Source organism: Streptomyces sp. NPDC048057, assembly GCF_040653095.1.
Classification (GTDB): domain Bacteria; phylum Actinomycetota; class Actinomycetes; order Streptomycetales; family Streptomycetaceae; genus Streptomyces.
In genome coordinates, this window is sequence record NZ_JBEZNF010000033.1 from 1 (window position 1) to 20304 (window position 20304).

The following is a 20304-nucleotide window of genomic DNA, read 5'->3' on the forward strand; positions in this document are numbered from 1 at the left end:
GCCCCCCCGCGCGCATCCCCCCCCCCGACAAACCCTCATCCCCACCCCCCCCCTCTGCCGCGGGGGGCGGCCGGTGATCACCGGCCGCCCCCACCCACGTGGTGCTCGTCAGTGCGCCTCGGGCTTGCGCAGCAGGAACAGGGCCGCGAGGAAGGCTGCCACCAGCAGGCCCGCTCCGACGGTGAACGCGAGCTGGTAGCCGCTGGTCAGCGCTTCGGCGCTGGAGCTGCCGCGCTCCAGGGCGCCCTCGGTGCGCCCGGCGGCCAGGGTGCTGAGCACCCCGACGCCGAGGGCGCCGCCGAGCTGCTGGGTGGTGTTGAACAGCCCCGAGGCGAGGCCCGCGTCCTCCGCCGGCACCCCGCTCATCCCCAGCGAGGTCAGCGCCGGCAGCGCCAGGCCGGCGCCGGCCGCGAGCAGCATCACCGGCAGCAGGTCGACCACGTAGTTCGCGTCGTTGGCCGGGACGCGTATCAGCAGTCCGAGGACGCCGACCAGCAGGGCCAGACCGGTCAGCAGCACGGCCCGCTCCCCGAAGCGGGCGATCAGCCGCGCCGAGCCGCCGAGCGCGGTGACGCCGATGATCACGGCCGCGGGCAGCATCGCGAGACCCGTCTCCAGCGCCCCGTACCCGAGGACCTTCTGCAGGTAGAGCGCCACCAGCGTCTGGAAGGAGAACAGCGCGGCCACCATCAGCATCTGCACGACGTTGGCGCCCGTGAGGCTGCGGGAGCGGACGATCCGCGGCGGCACCAGCGGCGAGCGGGTCTTGGCCTGGCGTACGGCGAACGCGGCGACCAGGGCGACGGCGAGCGCACCGAGGCCGAGGGTGTGCGCGGAGGACCAGCCGTACTGCTCCGCCTTGACGACGGCGTAGATGCCGAGGGTGAGCCCGGAGGTGACCAGTGCCGCGCCCAGCCAGTCGGCGCCGGCCTTCAGGCCGCGACCGCGGTCGGCGGGGAGCAGGGGCAGTGCGAGGGCGATCACGGCGAGGCCGATCGGCAGGTTGATGGTGAAGATCCACCGCCAGTCGAGGGCGTCGGTGAGCACCCCGCCGAGCACCTGGCCGATGGAGGCGCCGGCGGCGCCGGTGAAGCTGAAGATGCCGATGGCCTTCGCACGCTCGCGCGGCTCGGTGAAGAGCGTGATCAGGATGCCGAGCCCGACGGCGGACGCCATGGCGCTGCCGACTCCTTGCAGGAAGCGGGCGGCGACCAGTACGCCGGGGGAGGTGGCGACACCGGCGAGCAGGGAAGCGGCGGTGAAGACGCCGATGCCGGCCAGGAACATCTTCTTGCGGCCGATGAGGTCCCCGAGGCGGCCGGCGAGGAGCAGCAGGGCGCCGAAGGGGACCAGGTACGCGTTGATGACCCAGCTCAGGCCGGCCGGGGAGAAGCCGAGGTCGCTCTGCATGGCGGGCATCGCGACGGTGACGATGCTGCCGTCCAGGATCAGCATCAGGGTGGCGGTGGCGATCAGGGCGAGGGCGGCCCAGCGGGAGCGGGCCGCCGGCCCTTCGGCCTGTGCCGGTGGTGCGGTCGGGGTGGGTGCGGGTTCCGTGGAGTCCGAGGCCAGTGACATGGGTTCTCTCCCGTCATTCCGTGTTCCGCGGAGCAGTCCGTGGAGGCGACAAGAGAGACCGTAGCAGATGGTTCCGTTGCAGACTATCTATCTCGGATGTTTTTAGTTGTCGGGTGGTCGGGGTCGGGTGCTAGCGCTGGCGGGCCCGGCGGGCGGGTGCGGCCTCCGTCGCGGTGGACAGATGGCCCGTGGCCAGCGAGTTCAGTGCTTCCAGCAGCGCCGAGCGGTCGTCGACGGCCAGGGATGCCAGGGTGTCGCGGTGCACCCCGTCCACGACCTGCTGGCTCTGTTCCGCCATGCGCGCCCCCTCCTCGGTGACCGCGATGATCCGTGCGCGACGGTCCGTGGGGGACGGGCGTCGCTCCGCGAGCCCGGCCCGCTCCAGGGCGTCGACCGTGACCACCATCGTGGTCTTGTCCATGTCGCCGAGCTCGGCGAGTTGTGCCTGGGTCCGCTCTTCTTTCAGGGCGTGCACCAGGACGCAGTGCATGCGGGCGGTGAGTCCGATGTCCGCCAGTGCCGCGGCCATCCGGGTGCGCAGTACGTGACTGGTGTGGTCGAGGAGGTAGGAGAGGTCCGGCTCGTTGCGCTGGGGTGCGAGGGAAGTCATGGCGCCCAGGGTAGGCGAAGACGGTCGCTTCTGGATTATCTGCAACCGGACATTCTGTTTCGGTGGCTCCGGTGCACTTCACAAGTCACTCCATCTATAGTGCTCTAGTTGGAGTGGTATGGCTCTCGTGCTCTCAAGGAGTGGTCGTCATGGTGAGACGGAACGACGAACGGCGCGCCGCGCTCGTCGACGCCGCGATCGAGGTGCTGGCGAGGGAGGGCGCCCGGGGGCTGACCTTCCGGGCCGTGGACACCGAGGCCGCCGTGCCCAACGGCACCGCGTCCAACTACTTCGCCAACCGTGACGACCTGCTCAACCAGGCCGGCGCCCGGTTCTACGAACGGCTCCAGCCCGACGAGGAGACCATCGCCCCGCTGGTCGCCGCCGGGCATGACCGGGCGGCCTACGTCGAGCTGATGCGCGAGGTCGTCGGCCGCGTCTCCGGCTTCCGCACCGGCTACCTCGCCTTCCTGGAACTCCGGCTGGAGGCCACCCGCCGCCCCGAGCTGCGCAGGCTGCTCACCGAGCGCGTCCGCGCCGACGTGGACGCCAACGTCTCGTACCACGAGGCGTCCGGGCTCCCCGGCGACGCGATGGCCGTCAAGCTGCTGATGCTCACGCTGAACTGGCTGATCGTCGAACAGCTCACGCTGCCGGACCTCTACTCGGAGGCCGAGCGGGAGGCGTTCGTGCAGGCCGCGGTCGAACGCCTCATCGTGGATGAGCACCCCGTGGCCGCTCCTGACCGCCCAGGAACACCGGGTTCGTGAAGGCGGCCAGGGCGCCGGGCAGACCGGGCGCCGTCGGCGGGTGCCGCACCTCGGCGCGGACGCACGCCGCGACCCGCGCCGACGTGCGCCACGTCACCACCCCCTCGCCCGCCGCCGGAAGCAGCGCCGAGTGCGCCACGCCCTGGTCGGTGACGAAGCGGACGGTGCAGCCGGGCGTCCCGGACGCGGCCAGCCGCACCGTCACCGGCCCGCCCGGCTCCGTGCGCAGCCGTTCGCCGATGCCGGCCCGGGCGCCCCGCCCGTCCGACGCGCCGAAGTCGAGGGTGACCGCCCGGGACTCGGCGACGTAACTGCGCCCGGCCCGCAGCCCGTCGAGCACCGCCGGGCGGGTCAGGTCGTCGGCGAGGACCACGGTCTGCGGGGTGCCGACCGGGTCCGGGTCGCGGTGCGCGTCGCTGCCGCCCATCGCCGGGATCCAGCGCCCGCGCGCCAGCTCCGCGTCCCACGCCTGGAGCGCGACCTCGTCGTCCGGCCCGTACGAGCCGTTCCACACCTCCACCGCGTCCGCGTCGGCGAACCCGTGCTTCCAGGCGCACCCCAGGCAGGCGGCGTACGGGTGCGCCGGCACGACGAGCCCGCCGGCGCGCCGGATCTGCCGGGCGAAGCGGCCGAAGTGCCCGTCCCGGGCGCGGTAGCGCCAGTCGACGAACGTCCCCGGGTCGGTGCCGACCGCCAGCGCGTGCCCGGTGCGCGTGGTGACCTCCTCGCCCAGCAGGACGAGCAGGTCGTCCCCGGCCGCGTCGGCCCAGTGGGCGTGCGCCGCGTGGGTGTTGTGCTCGGAGCTGTTGACGAAGTCCAGGCCGGCGGCGCGGGCCAGCGCGGCGATCTCGGCGGGGGTGCGGCGGCCGTCGGAGTGCCAGGAGTGCAGATGGCAGTCGCCGCGGTACCAGGCCCGGCCGCGTCCCCTCGCCCGCTCCGGCGGGTACGTCGGCAGCGGCGCCGGCCCGCCGGGCGTGCCGTACCGCAGCGTGACCGTCACCTCGTACGCCAGGCCCTGCGGCGCGATCGTGTACGGGCCGAGGGCGACGTGCCAGGTCCCGGGGCGGACCGGGCCGGGGAGGTACCCCGGCGTCGCCGCGTCGCTGCGGACGAAGAACTCCTGTCGCGCCCCGCCCGACCAGCCGCGGAACCCCTCGCCGCCGAGGGCGGTGCCGCGCTCGTCGAAGAGCCCGATGTCGAGGGCGTTGCCGAGGGTGCCGGAGGGGACGGCGGGACGCTCGTACGCGTACGAGACGTGGATCTCGCGCACCCCGCGCCCCACCGCGAACGGCAGGTACGCGTAGTCGGGGGAGCCGGGCGGCAGGGTGCCGCGGATGACCCGCGTCCCGGCGGGCCGCTCCCCGGTGCCGTCGGCGTGCGCGGAGCCCACGCCTCCCACGGTAGCCGCGGCGGCGGCACCGGCAACGAGGAGCCCGCGCCGCGCGGGCCCGGTCGCGTCTTCCCTGCTGTTGGTCACCATGCACCGCATCCTGGTCGGCTCCGGTGAACGGATGCCGCCGTGTGTGCTCTGAGAGGGTGAGCGGATGCGAAAGCCCCGGATACCCAGGCAGGCCGCGCGCGTCGCGGTGGTGGACCCGACCGGTTCCGTCTTCATGTTCCGTTACGACAACGAGGAAGTGGGCGTCCACTGGGCGATGCCGGGCGGCGGCCTCGACCCGGGCGAGTCGCCGCTCCAGGGCGCGTTGCGGGAGGTCCGGGAGGAGACCGGCTGGACGGACGTCGAGGTCGACGGGACCGTGCTGTGCCTGTGGGAGCACGACTTCACCCGGGCGGGCGTCCCGGTGCGCCAGCATGAGCACGTCTTCCTGGCGTACGGCCCGCGGCGCGACCCGATCGGCGAACTCGCCGCGGCCCACGCCGCCGACGGGATCCTGCGGTGGCGCTGGTGGTCCCCGCAGGAGCTGGCCGGCGACACGGAACCGCTGTGGCCGCCGCAGTTGCCGCAGCTCCTGGATGGCGTACGGCGCAACGGCCCGCCGGCGACACCGATCGATCTCGGCCATGTCGCCGCCGCCGACCCAGACGATCCCGCCCCGTCCCGGTGATCACGCCTCGATGGGGAAGAAGGACGCGGCGGGGCGCAGTTGTGGAGTTGTGCGGCTCGTACCGCTGGGAAGGCACGTCCTGGGAACGGTCCGGCGGTCCGGCGCGTCCGGCGCCTCCGACAGGTTCCGCAGGCGTGCACGGTCCGGCAGTCGACGCCGCTCCGACTTCGACGAGGAAGGCTTGGGATGCGCATTTCGGCGACGCTCATGGTGACCGACGAGACCATCACTCCCGTACGTCTGGCGCGGGAGCTGGAGGAACGCGGCTTCGCCGGGCTGTACCTGCCCGAGCACACCCACATCCCCGTCGCGCGCACCACCCCCTTCCCGTTCGCCGCCGACGGCGCCCTGCCCGACAACTACGGCCGCACCATGGACCCCCTCGTCGGGCTGGCCCAGGCCGCGGCGGTGACCTCCCGGATCACCCTCGGGACCGGGGTGCTGCTGGTCGCCCAGCACGACCCCATCACCGTCGCCAAGCAGGTCGCCAGCCTGGACCACCTCTCCGGGGGCCGGTTCACCCTCGGCGTCGGCTTCGGCTGGAACAAGGAGGAGGCCGTCGACCACGGCGTGGACTGGGCGACCCGCCGGGAACTCGTCCTCGACCAGATGCGGGTGATGCGGGCGCTGTGGGCGGCCGAACCCACCGCGCACAAGGGCGAGTTCCACTCGGTGAGCGCCTCCCTCGCCTTCCCCAAGCCGGTGCGCGGCACCTCGCCGCGCACCCTGGTCGGCGGCGGTGCGGGCCCCAAGCTCTTCGCGCACGTCGCGGAGTACGCGGACGGCTGGATGCCCATCGGCGTCGATCTGAAGGAGGCCCTGCCCGAGCTCCGCGCGGTCTGGGAGGAGGCCGGCCGCTCGCCCGAGGACCTGGAGGTGCTGCCGTACGCGGTGGAGCCGACTCCGGAGAAGCTGGCGCACTACGAGGAGTTGGGCGTGGAAGAGGTCGTCCTCATGCTGCCCACGGCAGGGGAGGACGAGGTCCTGCGCGCGCTCGACGGCTTCGCGCGCTATCTGCCCTGACGCGGCGCGGGGCCCGGGCGCGGGCGGAAAAGCCGTCGCGTCCCGGGACGCCGACCGCTACACAGGACCGATGCCTGCCGACCCGCATCCCCTGCGCCCCGTCACCGACGAAGAGTTCCCCGCCTGGGCCCGCCTCGTCGGCGACACGTGCGCCAGCGACTACACCGACGAGAAGGTCGACCGACTGCGTGCGGTCGTCGAACTGGACCGGACGATCGGCGCGTTCGACGGCGGCAGGCCCGTCGGCGGCGCCGCCGCGTACTCGCGCGTGATGACCGTGCCCGGCGGGTCGCTGCCCGTCGCCGGGGTCACCTGGGTCGGAGTGGCGGCCACCCACCGGCGGCGCGGACTGCTCACCGCGATGATGCGCCGGCAGCTCACCGAGCTGTACGAGGGCGGCGGCGAGCCGATCGCCGCGCTCCGGCCCTCCGAGGCCGCCATCTACGGGCGGTACGGGTACGGCCCGGCGACGCGCGGCGCACGGCTGCGGTGCGCCAAGAAGGACGTGCGCTTCCTGCCCGGGACCGACTTCGGCGCCGGCCGCGTGCTGCTCCTGCCGCCCGACGAGGCCCGGCCGCTGATCGAGAAGGCGTACGAACGCGCCCGCGTCCGCACCCCCGGCTGGCCCGATCGCGCCGGCCGGTACTGGGACTTCCGGCTGTTCGACGACCCGGGCGAGCGCGGGGGCGCCACCGCGCTCCGGTACGCGGTGCACCACGAGCCCGACGGGGAGGCGACGGGGTACGCGCTCTACCGGTTCGCGTCGGACGAGGAGGTCCGGGTGGAAGAGCTGGCCGCGACCTCCCGGCAGGCGTACACCGCGCTGTGGCGCTACCTCGCCGGCATCGACCTGGTGCCGACGGTCACGTACGAAGGCGCCGTGGACGAGACGCTGCCTCACCTGCTCGTCGACCCGCGGGCGGTGGAGTCGAGCGAGGTGGACCGGCTGTGGGTGCGGCTGGTGGACGTGCAACGGGCGCTGGCGGGGCGGCGGTACGCCGTGCCGGTGGACGTGGTCCTCGACGTGACGGACGACTTCTGCCCCTGGAACACCGGGCGGTACCGGCTGCGGGCGGACGGGGACGACGTGCGCTGCGAACGCCCGGCCGCGGGCGCCGGCGCGGCGGACCTGAGCCTGACCGTCGCCGAACTGGGCGCCGCCTTCCTCGGCGGGGTGACCCTCGCCGCGCTTGCGGACGCCGGCCGGGTGACGGAGCTGCGGCCCGGCGCCCTGGCCCGTACGTCCGCGGCCTTCAGGGGCGAGCGGGAACCCCACTATCCGTGCGGGACGGCTTTCCCCGCGTATTGACCGGCCCTCGTCGTCCGGGCGCCGATTTTCGGCGGAATTCTCCTGCCGGAGGCGGGAAGCCACGTCAAGTCTTATGTCTTTGGGGGTTCTTCCCTGCGGTGGAGTTCACCGCAGGGGAATTCGCCGCATCGGAGTTCGCCGCGACACCGCGGGAATTCGGCGAGGGAGGGGCGTGAAATGAACACCATCAGGAGGAAGGCTTCTGGGCCTCCGCAGCGCTGGAAGGCGCGCGGCCCCTCGTACGACGGGCGCGGGCTGTGAGGCCGCCGCGCGGCACGGAAGGCCGGATCCCGGTGCCGGGCGGCGCGGTCTGGTACCGCAGGGCGGGCGGCGGCGGAGTGCCGCTCCTCCTCGTCCACGGCGGGCCGGGCTATCCGAGCGACGCGCTCTTCGAGGCGTTCGAGCCGCTCGCCCGGGAACGCGAGGTCATCTGGTACGACCAGCTCGGAGTGGGGCGTTCGGACCCGGTCCACGACACCTCGCTGCTGACCGTGGACCGCTTCCTCGACGAACTCGGCGCGGTGCAGGAAGCGCTCGGCCTGGAACGGCCGCACGTCTACGGCCACTCCTGGGGAGCGATGCTCGGCCTCCAGTACGCGGCGGACCGCGCACCGCGATGGACCAGCTTCGTCTGCGCCAGCGGGCTGGCGAGCGTGCCGCGCTTCCAGGTCGAGGTCCGGGCCCTGCTGGCGGCGATCCCCGGCGATGTGCTGGACCGCACGTACGGGCGCGAGCTGCGGGGCGAGACGGACGATCCCGACTACCGCGTGGCCCACGAGGAGTACATGAGCGCGTGCGTCCTGCGCACGTCCTCGGAGCGGCTCGCGCCGGAACTGATGGACGAGACGACGTTCCGGACGATGGTCGGGCAGGCCGACTACCACGTGACCGGGAACCTCAAGGACTGGGACGTCTTCGACCGGCTGGCCCGCATCAGCGTCCCGACGCTCGTGCTCGGCGGGGAGTTCGACGAATGCGTGCCCGCGCACCTCGCCGACATCGCCGCCCGCATCCCCGACGCCGAGCACGTGACGCAACCGGGGGCGGCACACATGGGATATCTGGAGGCGGAACCGTTGCGTCGGCAATACACCGACATCATCCGCGACTACCTGAAACGCGTCGAGGACCGACCGTCGTCCGCTGCCGGCCCGAGACGGTAATTGGCTGGTCGCCACGGGTTCGATGCGGGCACTGTGAAGGCCATGCCCGACAGTCGAAGCCCCTGGCGCGTCCCTGACTTCCGCGTTCTGTACACCTCGCTGGTCTTCAGTCATTTCGCGAGCAATGTCGGAATCGTTGCGATCCCGCTGGTGGCGGTCGTCGCGCTCGACGCCGGGCCGGGGGCGGTGGGGCTGCTCACCACCCTCGGCACGGCCGCGTTCCTGCTGATCGGGCTGCCCGCGGGAGCCTGGGTGGACCGGCTCAACAAGCGGCGACTGCTGATCTGGGCGGACTTCGCGCGGACCGCGATGTTCCTGTCCGTACCGCTCGCCTGGGCGTTCGACGGGCTCACGCTCGCCCATCTGTACGCGGTGACGCTGCTGACCGGCTGCGCCGCGGTCTTCTTCGACGTCGGCTCACAGAGCGCGCTGCCGGGGATCCTCAACACGGCGCAACTGACCAGGGCGAACGCCGCGGTGATCAGCTTGCAGGCGGCGGGGCAGGTCGCCGGGCGGGGCGCGGGCGGACTGGCGATCCAGGCGCTCTCCGCGCCGATCGCGGTGGTGGCGATGGGGGTGCTGTACCTGGGGTCGGCGCTGCGACTGCTCGGCATGCGGGCGGAGTCGGGCCCGACGAAGAAGACGGAGGGCATGGCGGGGGAGGGGACGGCGGGGGCGGCGGAGGGGGCGGCGGCGAAGGTGGCGCGGCCCAAGCTCTCCGCCGAGATAAGGGAAGGGCTGCGGCACGTCCTCGGGACCCGGGAACTGCGGGTCCTCGTGATCGCCGGGGTCCTCACCAACCTCGGCATCCAGTTCGTGAACACGCTGCTCCCGGTCCTCTTCACCCGGGAACTGGGCCTGTCGGCCGGCGTCCTCGGGCTGTACTGGTCGGTGTCCGGCATCGGGATCTTCCTCGGGGCGCGCTGCGCCCGCCCGTTGGCGGAGCGGTTCGGGCTCGGGCGCACCGTCGTCGGGATGGGGACGTGTCTGGCGCCCGCCGCGCTCGTCGTGCCGTTCATCGACCGCGGGGCGTGGCTGTGGATCGCGATGGCGGGGTGGTTCCTCGTCATGACCCGGCTCGGCTGCGACAACGTGCTCGTCGTCACCCTGCGCCAGCACCTCACGCCGCCTGAACTGCTCGGCCGCATGAACGCCACGTTCCGCTTCCTGCTGTACGGGTCGATCGCCGTGGGGTCCCTGCTGGCGGGCCTCGTCGGGCAGTACGCCGGGATCCGGACGTCGATGTGGGTGGGCGCGGTGTGCGTGGCGCTGGTGGCGGTGCCGGCGACCGTCGGCCTGCGGAACGGGCCGTGGTGGCGCGGGGTGCCGGGGAAGGAGCCGTCCCGACCGGCCGTGCCCGAACCGGACCCGTCGGCTTCCGAACCGGACCCGGTTGCACCTGAGTCCACGGTCCCTTCGGCGGACCCTCGCCCGGACTCCGGAGGGGATACCACCGGCTCGCGGGATTAAACCGGCGGGGGACATGTTGTCGACTACATGCCCTCTTCACGACCAGGAAACGGAAACCCGTTCTCGCGCTCGTATGCTCGAATCATGACAGCTGACCAGGCCGGACGTCCCACTGCGAACGCGATGCGCCGCGCTCTGAAGCGAGCCCGCGACGGAGTCGCCCTCGACGTCACCGAGGCGGCCGTGCTGCTCCAGGCGCGCGGCGAGGACCTGGAGGACCTGTGCGCGTCCGCGTCCCGGGTGCGGGACGCGGGCCTCGAAGCAGCCGGCCGTCCCGGCGTCATCACGTATTCGAAGAGCGTCTTCATCCCCCTGACCCGCCTGTGTCGGGACAAGTGTCACTACTGCACCTTCGTCACCGTCCCCGGCAAGCTCCGCCGCGCGGGCCACGGGATGTTCATGTCCCCCGACGAGGTGCTGGAGATCGCCCGGCGGGGCGCGGAGCTGGGCTGCAAGGAAGCCCTCATCACCCTGGGCGACAAGCCCGAGGACCGCTGGCCCGAGGCCCGGGAGTGGCTGGAGGCCGAGGGGTACGACTCCACCATCGCGTACGTCCGCGCCATCTCCATCCGCATCCTGGAGGAGACGGGCCTGCTGCCCCACCTCAATCCCGGGGTGATGAGCTGGACGGACTTCCAGACGCTCAAGCCCGTCGCCCCCTCCATGGGCATGATGCTGGAGACCACCGCGACCCGGCTGTGGAGCGAGCCCGGCGGCCCGCACCACGGCTCGCCGGACAAGGAGCCCGCGGTCCGGCTGCGGGTGCTGGAGGACGCGGGGCGCAGCTCCGTGCCGTTCACCAGCGGCCTGCTGATCGGCATCGGCGAGACGTACGAGGAGCGCGCGGACTCCCTGTTCGCCCTGCGCCGCATCTCCCGGACGTACCACGGCATCCAGGAACTCATCCTGCAGAACTTCCGGGCGAAGCCCGACACCGCCATGCGCGGCATGCCGGACGCCGAGTTGGACGAGCTGGTGGCCACGATCGCCGTCGCCCGGCATCTGCTCGGCCCCTCCGCCTGCCTCCAGGCCCCGCCGAATCTGGTGGACGGCGAGTTCGCCCGGCTCATCGCCGCCGGCATCGACGACTGGGGCGGCGTCTCCCCGCTCACCCCCGACCACGTCAATCCCGAGCGCCCCTGGCCCCAGATCGACGCCCTCGCGGAGCACTCCGCCGCGGCCGGCTTCCGCCTCGCCGAGCGCCTCTGCGTCTACCCGGAGTTCGTCCAGCGCGGCGAGCCCTGGCTCGACCCCCGTCTGCTGCCGCACGTGCGCGCCCTCGCCGACCCGGACACCGGCCTCGCCGCCCCCGACGCCATGCCGGTGGGCCTGCCCTGGCAGGAGCCGGACGAGTCCTTCACCGCCGCCTCCTCCGGCCGCACCGACCTGCACCGCACCATCGACACCGAGGGCCGCACCTCCGATCGCCGCGACGACTTCGACGTGGTCTACGGGGACTGGGAAGCGCTGCGCGAGGCCGCCGAGCCCGGCATGGCCCCCGAGCGCATCGACACCGACGTCCGCGCCGCCCTGCGCACCGCCGCCGACGACCCCACCAAGCTCACCGACGACGAGGCCCTCGCCCTGCTGCACGCGGACGGCCCCGCCCTCGACGCGCTCACCCGCATCGCCGACGAACTGCGCGCCGCCGTCGTCGGCGACGACGTCACCTACATCGTCACCCGCAACATCAACTTCACCAACGTCTGCTACACCGGCTGCCGCTTCTGCGCCTTCGCCCAGCGCCGCACCGACGCCGACGCCTACACCCTCTCCCTCGACCAGGTCGCCGACCGGGCCGCCCAGGCGTGGGACGTCGGCGCGGTCGAGGTCTGCATGCAGGGCGGCATCCACCCCGACCTGCCCGGCACGGCGTACTTCGACATCGCCCGCGCCGTGAAGGAACGCGTCCCCGGCATGCACGTCCACGCCTTCTCCCCGATGGAGGTGGTCAACGGCGCGACGCGCACCGGCATGTCCATCCGGGACTGGCTGACCGCCGCGAAGGAAGCGGGACTCGACTCCGTCCCCGGCACCGCCGCGGAGATCCTGGACGACGAGGTCCGCTGGATCCTCACCAAGGGCAAGCTCCCCGCCGCGACCTGGATCGAGGTCATCACCACCGCGCACCAGCTCGGCATCCGCTCCTCCTCCACGATGATGTACGGCCACGTCGACCAGCCCCGCCACTGGCTCGGCCATCTGCGCACCCTGGCCCGCATCCAGCAGGAGACCGGCGGCTTCACCGAGTTCGTCACCCTCCCCTTCATCCACACCAACGCCCCCGTGTACCTCGCCGGCATCGCCCGCCCCGGCCCCACCATCCGGGACAACCGCGCGGTCACCGCCATGGCCCGACTGCTGCTCCACCCCCACATCACCAACATCCAGACGAGCTGGGTGAAGCTCGGTGCGGAGGGCGCCGCGGAAATGCTCCGCTCCGGAGCGAACGACCTCGGCGGCACCCTGATGGAGGAGACCATCTCCCGCATGGCGGGCTCCCGTTACGGCTCGTACCGCTCCATCAAGGACCTCATCTCCATCGCCGACCTCGCGGGCCGCCCCTCGAAGCCCCGGACGACGCTGTACGGCGAGGTCCCCGAGGAACGCCAGCGCACGGCCCAGTCGTCGGACGGCCACCTGCCGGCGCTGCTGCCCCTGGTGACGGAGTGATGCCGTGACGGGGTGATCACGTGACCGGATGACGACCGGCCGTGCCGTATGGGGGGCGCAACGTGACCTAGCGGCACGGCGGTCGGTAGCGCGTCCCGGGGACGTACTGCTGCCACTGCTCCCGGGTCAGGCTGCCGTCGGTGCTGGTGCAGATGTGGTGTGCGGCGCGGTCGGTCCGCATCTCCCACAGCAGTGCGGTGCCGTTCTCGCCGCCCGTGGCGAGCGTGTGGCCGCTCGGGCCGAAGGCCAGGGCCCGTACGGCGCTGGTGTGGCTGGTGAGGGGTGCACCGATGGAGCCGGGGCGGTCCGGGTCGGCGATGTTCCACAGCCGTACGGACTGGTCGTTCCCCGCGGTGGCGAGGGTGTCACCGTCGGGGCTGAAGGCGACGGCCCAGACCGCGCCGGAGTGGCTGGTGAGCGGCGGCCCCGCGGGACGCGGACGCTTCGGATCGGCCACGTGCCACAGCCGTACGCGTTCGTCCGAGCCGGCGCTGGCGAGGGTGCGGCCGTCCGGGCTGAAGCGGACGGTGAAGACGGCCGAGACGTGGCCGACGAGGGGCCGCCCGATCGGCGAGGCGCGGCCCGGGTCGGCGACGTCCCAGAGCCGTACGACCTTCGGTTCGCTGGCGGTGGCCAGCGTGCGGCCGTCGGGGCTGAAGGCGACGGACCACACGGCGCCGTCGTGCCCGTGCAGCGGAGCGCCCAAGAGGCGCGGGCGCGCCGGCTCGTTCACGTCCCACAGCCGGGCGGTGCCGTCTTCCCCCGCGGTGGCGAGGACGTCGCCGTCGGGGCTGAAGGCCAGCGAGAGCACGACGTCGGTGTGGCCGACGAGGGGTTTGCCGAGGGGCGTGGGCCGGGCGGGGTCGGTGACGTTCCACAGCCGTACGGTGCGGTCCTTCCCCCCGGTGGCCAGCGTGCGGCCGTCGGGGCTGAGGGCGACGGCCCAGACGGTGCCGTCGTGGCCGGTGAGCGGCGGGCCCAGGGGCCGCGGGCGCGCCGGGTCGGCGACGTTCCACAGCCGGGCCGTCCCGTCCCCAGACGCGGTGGCGAGGGTGCGGCCGTCCGCGCCGAACGCCACCGACCGCACGACGCGCCGGTGGCCCGTCAGCACCCGGCGGTGACCGGTCCACACCCGTACGGCGCGATCCGATCCGCCGCTGACGAGCGCGTGGCCGTCCGGGCTGAACGCCATCGACGTGACGGAGCGGGTGTGCCCGGTGAGGGGGTGGCCGACCGGCTCCGGCCGGCGCGGGTCGGCCACGCTCCACAGCCGTATCGTGCGGTCCTCCGCGGCGCTCGCCAACATCAGCCCGTCGGGGCTGAACGCCACCGAGGTGACGGAGCTGGTGTGCCCGTCGATGGCCCGACCGAGCCCGCTGGCCCGGCGCGGGTCGGCGACGTTCCACAGCCGCACCGTCAGGTCCCAACTCCCGGTGGCGAGCGTGCGGCCGTCCGCGCTGAACACCACCGAGGTCACGGCGTGGCCGTGCCCCGCGAGCGGACGTGCCAGCAGCCGCGGTTGCCCCGACCGCGAGCGGCCGGCGGGGGCGGAGAGGTCCCAGAGCTTCACGACGCGGTCCTTGCCTGCGGTCGCCAGGATCGGGCTGCGGGGGTGGAAGGCGGCTGCGGTGACGATGTCGCCGTGCGCGGTGAAGGGGGTGCCGAGGGACGTGGGACGGCTGGGGTTGGTGGTGTTCCACAGCCGTGCGGTGCGGTCTTCGCCGGTGGTGGCGAGGGTGTTCCCGTCGGCGCTGAAGGTGACCGCGGTGACGGTGCCGTCGTGGCCGGTGAGGGGTTTGCCGAGGGACGTGGGACGGCTGGGGTTGGTGGTGTTCCACAGCCGTACGGTGCCGTCCTCACCCGCCGTGGCCAGCGTGTGCCCGTCGGGGCTGAAGGTGACCGCGGTGACGGTGCCGTTGTGGCCGGTGAGGGGTTTGCCGAGGGGTGCGGTGCGGGTGGGGTCGGTGGTGTTCCACAGGCGTACGGTGCCGTCCCCGCCCGCCGTCGCGAGCGAGCGGCCGTCCCGGCTGAACACCACCGACCGTATGGTGCCCTGGTGGCCGTTGAGCCGGCTGGACAGGGGACGGTTCGCGTCGTCGACGAGCCGGGTGGCCGGGCCCTCGTCGTCCGGACGCATCCGATGCGCCGCGAGCCCGAGGTGGGCCGCCAACGACGCCTGTGTACTGCGCAGTTGGTCCGCGGTCGCCGTGACCTGGTTGAACACGGCCGCATCGCGTTGGTCCCGGGCCTGCCCCCGCTGCTCGAACGCGACGACGGCGGCCAGGGAGGCGATCAGGGTCAGCACCGCCAGGAGCGCCACGGCGGACCGACGTCGACGGGCGGCGCGCCGCTCGCGGTGACCGGAGGCCGTCAGGAAGGCGGCGGCGCTGGCGCTCGGCGGGTCCGGCCGGTGCCGCAGCGCCCAGGCGCGGGCCGACTCCAGCCGGGAGCCGCGATACAGCAACCCGGGGTCGCGATCGGCCCCTTCCCAGTCGGTCGCCGCCTGTTCCACGTCCTGCCGTACGAGGAGCGCGGCCCGGTCGCCCTCGATCCACCCCCGCAGCCGGGGCCAGGCGCGCAACAGCGCCTCATGGGTGATCTCCAGCGCGTCCTGCTGCCGGGTGAGCAGCCGACCGTGGGCGAACGCCTCGATGACGGCGGCGGTGGCCGGGACGTCCGCGTCGACCTGGTGCAGAAGGGCGTACGGGAGCTGGCGGCAGGTGTCCTCGGTGCCGTCGCCGATCTTGACCAGGCGCAGGAAGAGCGTGCGGGCGATGGCCTGTCGGGGCGGCGGCAGCCCGGTGAAGAGGCGCTCCGCGGTGTTCGCCACGGCGCGGTGGATGCCGCCGGTGGTCCGGTAGCCGGCGACGGTCAGGGTGCGGCCGTGACGCTGCTGCCACGTGGCGCGCAGCGCGTGCGCCAACAGCGGCAGCCGGCCCGCCTCGTACACGGGCCTCTCGCCCTGCGGCCCGCTCCCCGTGGCGGCGCCGGCCGTCGGCACGCCGAGGTCGCGCAGCAGGAGCTCGACCAGCCCCGACTCGATCCGGAGCCCGACCGCCTCGGCCGGGAACGCGATCGCCTCCCGCAGCTCCGCCTCGGCCATGGGCCCCAGCAGCACCTGCCGGGTCTGTAACGCCGCCCGCAGCCAGGGGTGGTCGACGCACGCGGTGTAGAAGTCCGAGCGCAACCCCAACACCACGAGCCCCACCGGTCCCGCACCGCCCGGCCTGGGCCGGGTGAGCCCGTCGAGCAGCGCGAGGAAGTCGCGCCGCTGCCGCGGGTCGTCGCACGCGGTGAACAGCTCCTCCGCCTGGTCGACCACCACCACGAGCCGCCCGCCGCCCGCGCCCAGTGCCTCGTCCAGCACCTGCGCACAGACCTGCGGACCGTGCCCCGCGGCCTCGACGAACCGCCGCGCGTCGCCGCCGGTGGCCTCACCCAACTGACGAGCCAGCGCCGCCACCGGCCGCGCACCGGGCGTCAGGAACAGCCGTGGCCACCCCGCCGCCCCGGCGACCGGCAGCGCCCCCCGAGCGACGGCGGGCAACAGCCCGGCCCCCAACAACGACGACTTGCCCGCCCCCGACGCGGCCACCACGACCAGCGGCCCACCGCTGCGCACCTGCTCGTCGAGGTGCCCCAGCAGGTCCGCCACGACACCGTCCCGCCCGAAGAACCAGGCAGCGTGCTCACCGGCGAACGCGGCGAGTCCCGGATACGGGCACTCGTCGGAGACCGTACGGGCCGCGGTGCGCCGCGTCTCGCGCAACGCGTCCACGAAGTGCAGATGCACGTCCTGCCCCGCGATGTACTGATCGCGCCCGGCCTGATAGACCCGCCCGTGGTCGGACGCCTCGCCGTACCAGCGGCCCCCTTCGCCGCCCGCCCGCTCCTGCTGGTCCTCCGGATCCATCGCACCTCCCCGCGTGCGGATCCTGCACCACCGTCGCGCCGACGGCCTTCACGCTAACGGGACTTCCCGTTTCGGGAAGCACCAGAAGCACCAGCGGCCCCGGAAGGGCTGGATTCAGCAAGCCCCCGTGGCTGCTTCGCCACGGCTCTCCTACAGTCCGCACCACGCGATGGTGACTTTCTGGAGGTGCGGTTTGGATCCGGTGGTTGCGGCAGCAGGCACGGCATTGATCGCGGCGATGGCCACGGACACCTGGCAACAGACCCGCACCGCCGTGCTCCGCCTGTGGCGCCGAGCCCGCCCCGAGCAGACGGGTTCGGTGGAGGACGACCTCGAAGCGGCCCGCCAGGGAGTCCTCGCCGCCCGAACCGACGGCGACACCGACACCGAACAGGCACTCGCCGGCCAATGGCGACTGCGCTTCCAACAACTCGTGCGCGAGTCCCCGGAACTGGCCGCGGAACTCCGCCGCCTGCTGGACGACGACCTCACCCCCGCCCTCTCCGCCGACGAGCGCAGCGACATCGCGTCGATCGTGATGCAGGCGAGGGCGGACCGGGGCGGACGGGTGTACCAGGCGGGCCGCGACCAGCACATCTCCGAGACGTTCCACGACGGCACCTGAGCGCCCGCGCGGAACGGGTGGGGCACGAGCATGGGGGCATGTGCTCTTGTGCCAGCAGTTCCGCGGTGCTATGGATTACGGACTTTTCTGCGAAGAACTCCGCATTGCGCTTGGCGTCGGGGAATTCCGCTGGGCTAGCCTCGCCTGGTGCCGGCCGCTTATCGGCTTGCGCCTCAGGGGGGAAGCTTCTTAAAGATGTCGGAATTCAATGCACAGCGATGGCAAGAAATGTTCGGTATCCCGCCGGCGGGTGAGACCGTTCCCGCAGTGGACGACCCGCGCATGAACCTTGCGTCGACGACACCGCCCGGCCCTGTCGCGGCCACCTCGCCAGGCGGTCCGGACGGCGGCGTGGGCGGAATCGGGCGCCTGCTGCACGGCAGCGGCCCGTGGCGTGAAGCTGCCAAGAACGCCCGCGAGTTACATACCGGCGCCGCCAGCAGTCATCGAGCGCTGGAGACCGGCCACCAGGGCGTCACTCAGGGTGGTGCCGGTCTGACCAGCGTGCCCGCGTTACAGGCGGTCCGCACGTCCTGGCAGGAGCGACTGGTCTCCTTGCGCGACGAGTGCGCCTACTTGGACGGCGCGCTCCTGAAGGTCGCACGGGACCTGCCGGGCGTGGACGGGGACGTGGGCACGTCCGTCAGGTCCTCCGGCCGGACCGCGGGTGGTGCCTGATGGCGACCGACTCCCTGACCTGGCAGGAGCTGCGGGACGTCAAGCGCTCCGAGTTCGACGAGGCGGCACGCGCCTGGCGGGAAGTCTCCAGCCGCTCAGCCGCGGATCGTGACACCGTCCGCAGGGGCATGAACAAGCTCATCGAGACCCAGGAGAGCGAAGCGTCCCGCAGCGCGGTCAAGCGCCTGGACCGGCTGATCCGCAATTACGAGTACGTGTATCGGGAATGTGGCCTGATTTGGTCGGCTCTTTCCGGCCTCTCTGCTGATCTGGCCGAACCGCAGCGGCGATTGAACGAAGCACTGGAGGAAGCGGCGTCCCTCTCCCTCACCGTCAACCCGGACGGATCGGTCAGCTACCCTTCCGCGATCGTCGGCTCGGACGGCGGCGGGAGCTGCGTCTCGGGTGGTACGGCGCGGGCGGGCTTCCCCAACCCGCTGACACCGCCCGTCGCGGGCGACGGCAAACCGCCGCGGATCGTGCCCGACGTCCCCGACGGCGATCGGTTCCGGGTGGACTTCCACCTGAACCCCAAGGCGACGCAGGCACAGGACATCGCGGATCGCATCGCCGGCGCCGTGCGCGCCGCGGCGGGTGTCGACCATCGCTACGCCCAGACGTTCGCCCGGCTGAAGGCCGCCAAGGGCCTGGACGTGACGGAAGCGATGATGAAGGACGTCCTCCACGACACCGCCGACGTGGGCGCTGCCGCCGCCGGCCGCCTGGTCGCCGCGATCCCCGACGGCGCGTCCCCCGCCGAGGTCCGGACCTGGTGGGAAGGGTTGAGCGAGGAGCAGCGCCGGGAGTTCATGGAGGTCGCGCCCGACGCGATCGGGATGCTGGACGGCATCCCCGCGGCCACCCGCGACGAGGCGAACCGTGCGCACCTGCCCGTTCTCATCGCCCAGTTGGAACGCCAGGGCGGCGAACAGGACATGCTGGCGGGGCTGCGGAAGATCGAAGGCAAGCTGCGGGACTACAACCCCATCCCGATGTACCTGCTGGGCATTGGCGCCGAAGGCAACGGCCGGGCGATCATCTCGTACGGGAACCCGGACACGTCGCGGAACGTGTCCGCGTACGTTCCCGGGCTGAAGACGAAGCTGGACGAGGGGTTCGCCGGGGGGACCGTGAACCGTGCCCTCGACACCGCCATGGGCGCCCGGGAGTTCGACAAGTCCACCGCGTCGATCGTCTGGCTCGGGTACGACGCCCCGCAGAACATCGACGTTATGAGCACGGCAGACGCCGACCGCGGTGCACCGGCGTACAACGACTTCATGGCCGGCCTGGCCGCGACGAGCCAGCACGACGACCCGCACGTGACCGCCATCGGCCACTCCTACGGCTCGCTCACGGTGGGCACCGCGGCCAAGCAGTCGGGGGGAATCCCGGGAGTGGACGACATCATCCTGGTCGGCAGCCCGGGGGTGGGTGTCGACAAGGCGGCCGATCTCGGTGTGCCGCCGGAGCGGGTGTACGTGGGGTCCGCCGACAATGACATCGTGACCAAGCTGCCCTCGAAGGGCGAGGTGGCGGGGATGGGCCCCGGCCCGGCCGTCGGCGCGGCCCTGGTCGGCTACGACGGTGACGACATCTACTTCGGCAAGGACCCCGCCAGCAAGGCGTTCGGGGCTCAGCGCTTTCTTGTGGGAGACGGACCGCACCCCTTCACGCCGGGCGAGCACCTCACGGCCCACTCCCAGTACTTCAACCCGGATACGGACAACCGGTCCGCGGAGAACATCGCCCGCATCGTGTCGGGCAGGTACGGCATCACGAAAGAGGAGCATCGGTGAGGCAGGCAGGCCGTGCGGTCCGTACGGCAATGGTGGTGACACTGGTCGGAGCACTGGTCAGCAGTTGTGGACTGCTGGAGGGTGAGAACGAGCCGAAGGAGCCCGTCATGGACATCACCATGAAGGAAGTGGCCGAGAAGGCTGACGTGATGCTGGACGCGACGTTGGCTGCGTTCGTTCCGGAGGTCGAGTGGACACACAGTGCGAGCATCACGGGAGAGTGCAACGTGATCCGCAACCGCACGGTGATGACGATCATCTCGGAGGAACGGCGGGGCAACTTCCTCGGGATGACGGAACGGTTCTGGAAGAAGAGTGGGTACGAGATCACCTCGGTCAACCCGGACAAGCGGCACCCTGCGATCTTTGCGCTCTCTCCTGAGGGACTGTCCATCCGACTGACCATCGGAGACAAGGGGCAGGCGTTCTTCGAAGTGCGAACCCCCTGCGTCAAGCCGTCCGACGTCCCGCCCCCCGCCTCCGACTCCAACGGCGAGGACTACTCGCACAACGGCGCGCCCTATCCCAACGTGCGCTCCGACTTCTGGTCCGCCGGTGGCCCGGCCGTCCCCGCCCCCTCGCCGTCGACCTGACGTCCGCCACCCCGGCTGACACACTGATCACATG

15 protein-coding genes are annotated in these 20304 nt (G+C 72.5%); 11 read left to right on the plus strand and 4 right to left on the minus strand.

What is annotated here, in order from left to right:
- Positions 1 to 108: 108 nt before the first annotated feature.
- Together AB0E05_RS30765 and AB0E05_RS30770 are read right to left on the minus strand one after the other, a co-directional pair.
- Positions 109 to 1578 carry an MFS transporter gene (locus AB0E05_RS30765; RefSeq protein WP_361969609.1) on the minus strand — a complete coding sequence of 490 codons (1470 nt, stop codon included), beginning with the start codon at positions 1576 to 1578 and terminating at the stop codon, positions 109 to 111.
- Positions 1579 to 1708: 130 nt separating this feature from the next.
- A complete protein-coding gene (locus AB0E05_RS30770) occupies positions 1709 to 2188 on the minus strand; it encodes a MarR family transcriptional regulator (protein ID WP_361969613.1) in 480 nt (159 codons plus the stop codon).
- 149 nt (positions 2189 to 2337) lie between these two features.
- Between AB0E05_RS30770 and AB0E05_RS30775 the strand changes: the two genes are divergently transcribed.
- Entirely contained in the window at positions 2338 to 2958 is a 621-nt protein-coding gene (locus tag AB0E05_RS30775; RefSeq protein WP_361969616.1) for a TetR family transcriptional regulator, read from the plus strand.
- On the opposite strand, the gene AB0E05_RS30780 is transcribed toward AB0E05_RS30775, so the two are convergent.
- On the minus strand, positions 2900 to 4438 hold the full coding sequence (locus AB0E05_RS30780) for a CehA/McbA family metallohydrolase (protein WP_361969619.1): 1539 nt from the start codon (positions 4436 to 4438) through the stop codon (positions 2900 to 2902). The genes AB0E05_RS30775 and AB0E05_RS30780 overlap by 59 nt on opposite strands.
- Positions 4439 to 4502: 64 nt before the next feature.
- Between AB0E05_RS30780 and AB0E05_RS30785 the strand changes: the two genes are divergently transcribed.
- From AB0E05_RS30785 to AB0E05_RS30810, 6 genes are all read left to right on the plus strand, one after another.
- On the plus strand, positions 4503 to 5024 hold the full coding sequence (locus AB0E05_RS30785; RefSeq protein ID WP_361969622.1) for an NUDIX domain-containing protein: 522 nt from the start codon (positions 4503 to 4505) through the stop codon (positions 5022 to 5024).
- A 186-nt stretch (positions 5025 to 5210) separates the two neighbouring features.
- Positions 5211 to 6047, plus strand: a complete 837-nt coding sequence (locus tag AB0E05_RS30790) for an LLM class F420-dependent oxidoreductase (protein ID WP_361969625.1) — start codon at positions 5211 to 5213, stop codon at positions 6045 to 6047.
- Positions 6048 to 6117: 70 nt separating this feature from the next.
- Positions 6118 to 7356 (plus strand): GNAT family N-acetyltransferase, encoded by a 1239-nt coding sequence (locus AB0E05_RS30795; RefSeq protein ID WP_361969628.1) that lies wholly within the window; start codon positions 6118 to 6120, stop codon positions 7354 to 7356.
- 257 nt (positions 7357 to 7613) lie between these two features.
- Complete coding sequence (locus AB0E05_RS30800; protein WP_361969631.1) at positions 7614 to 8519, plus strand: proline iminopeptidase-family hydrolase; 906 nt, start codon at positions 7614 to 7616, stop codon at positions 8517 to 8519.
- 42 nt (positions 8520 to 8561) lie between these two features.
- Positions 8562 to 9989, plus strand: coding sequence for an MFS transporter (locus AB0E05_RS30805; protein WP_361969634.1), 1428 nt, complete (start codon positions 8562 to 8564; stop codon positions 9987 to 9989).
- An 84-nt stretch (positions 9990 to 10073) separates the two neighbouring features.
- On the plus strand, positions 10074 to 12662 hold the full coding sequence (locus tag AB0E05_RS30810) for a bifunctional FO biosynthesis protein CofGH (protein ID WP_361969637.1): 2589 nt from the start codon (positions 10074 to 10076) through the stop codon (positions 12660 to 12662).
- Between the two features lie 67 nt (positions 12663 to 12729).
- On the opposite strand, the gene AB0E05_RS30815 is transcribed toward AB0E05_RS30810, so the two are convergent.
- A complete protein-coding gene (locus AB0E05_RS30815) occupies positions 12730 to 16575 on the minus strand; it encodes a hypothetical protein (protein WP_361969640.1) in 3846 nt (1281 codons plus the stop codon).
- A gap of 202 nt (positions 16576 to 16777) precedes the next feature.
- Here AB0E05_RS30815 and AB0E05_RS30820 point away from each other — a divergent pair, with 202 nt between their 5' ends.
- The 4 genes from AB0E05_RS30820 to AB0E05_RS30835 all read left to right on the plus strand — a co-directional run bounded on the left by AB0E05_RS30820 (position 16778) and on the right by AB0E05_RS30835 (position 20270).
- Positions 16778 to 17200, plus strand: a complete 423-nt coding sequence (locus AB0E05_RS30820) for a hypothetical protein (protein ID WP_361969643.1) — start codon at positions 16778 to 16780, stop codon at positions 17198 to 17200.
- Positions 17201 to 17551: 351 nt separating this feature from the next.
- A complete protein-coding gene (locus AB0E05_RS30825; RefSeq protein ID WP_361969646.1) occupies positions 17552 to 17878 on the plus strand; it encodes a hypothetical protein in 327 nt (108 codons plus the stop codon).
- Positions 17878 to 19677, plus strand: coding sequence for an alpha/beta hydrolase (locus AB0E05_RS30830; RefSeq protein ID WP_361969650.1), 1800 nt, complete (start codon positions 17878 to 17880; stop codon positions 19675 to 19677). The genes AB0E05_RS30825 and AB0E05_RS30830 overlap by 1 nt, the downstream gene beginning before the upstream one ends.
- Before the next feature lie 29 nt (positions 19678 to 19706).
- Entirely contained in the window at positions 19707 to 20270 is a 564-nt protein-coding gene (locus AB0E05_RS30835) for a hypothetical protein (RefSeq protein ID WP_361969865.1), read from the plus strand.
- Positions 20271 to 20304: the final 34 nt, after the last annotated feature.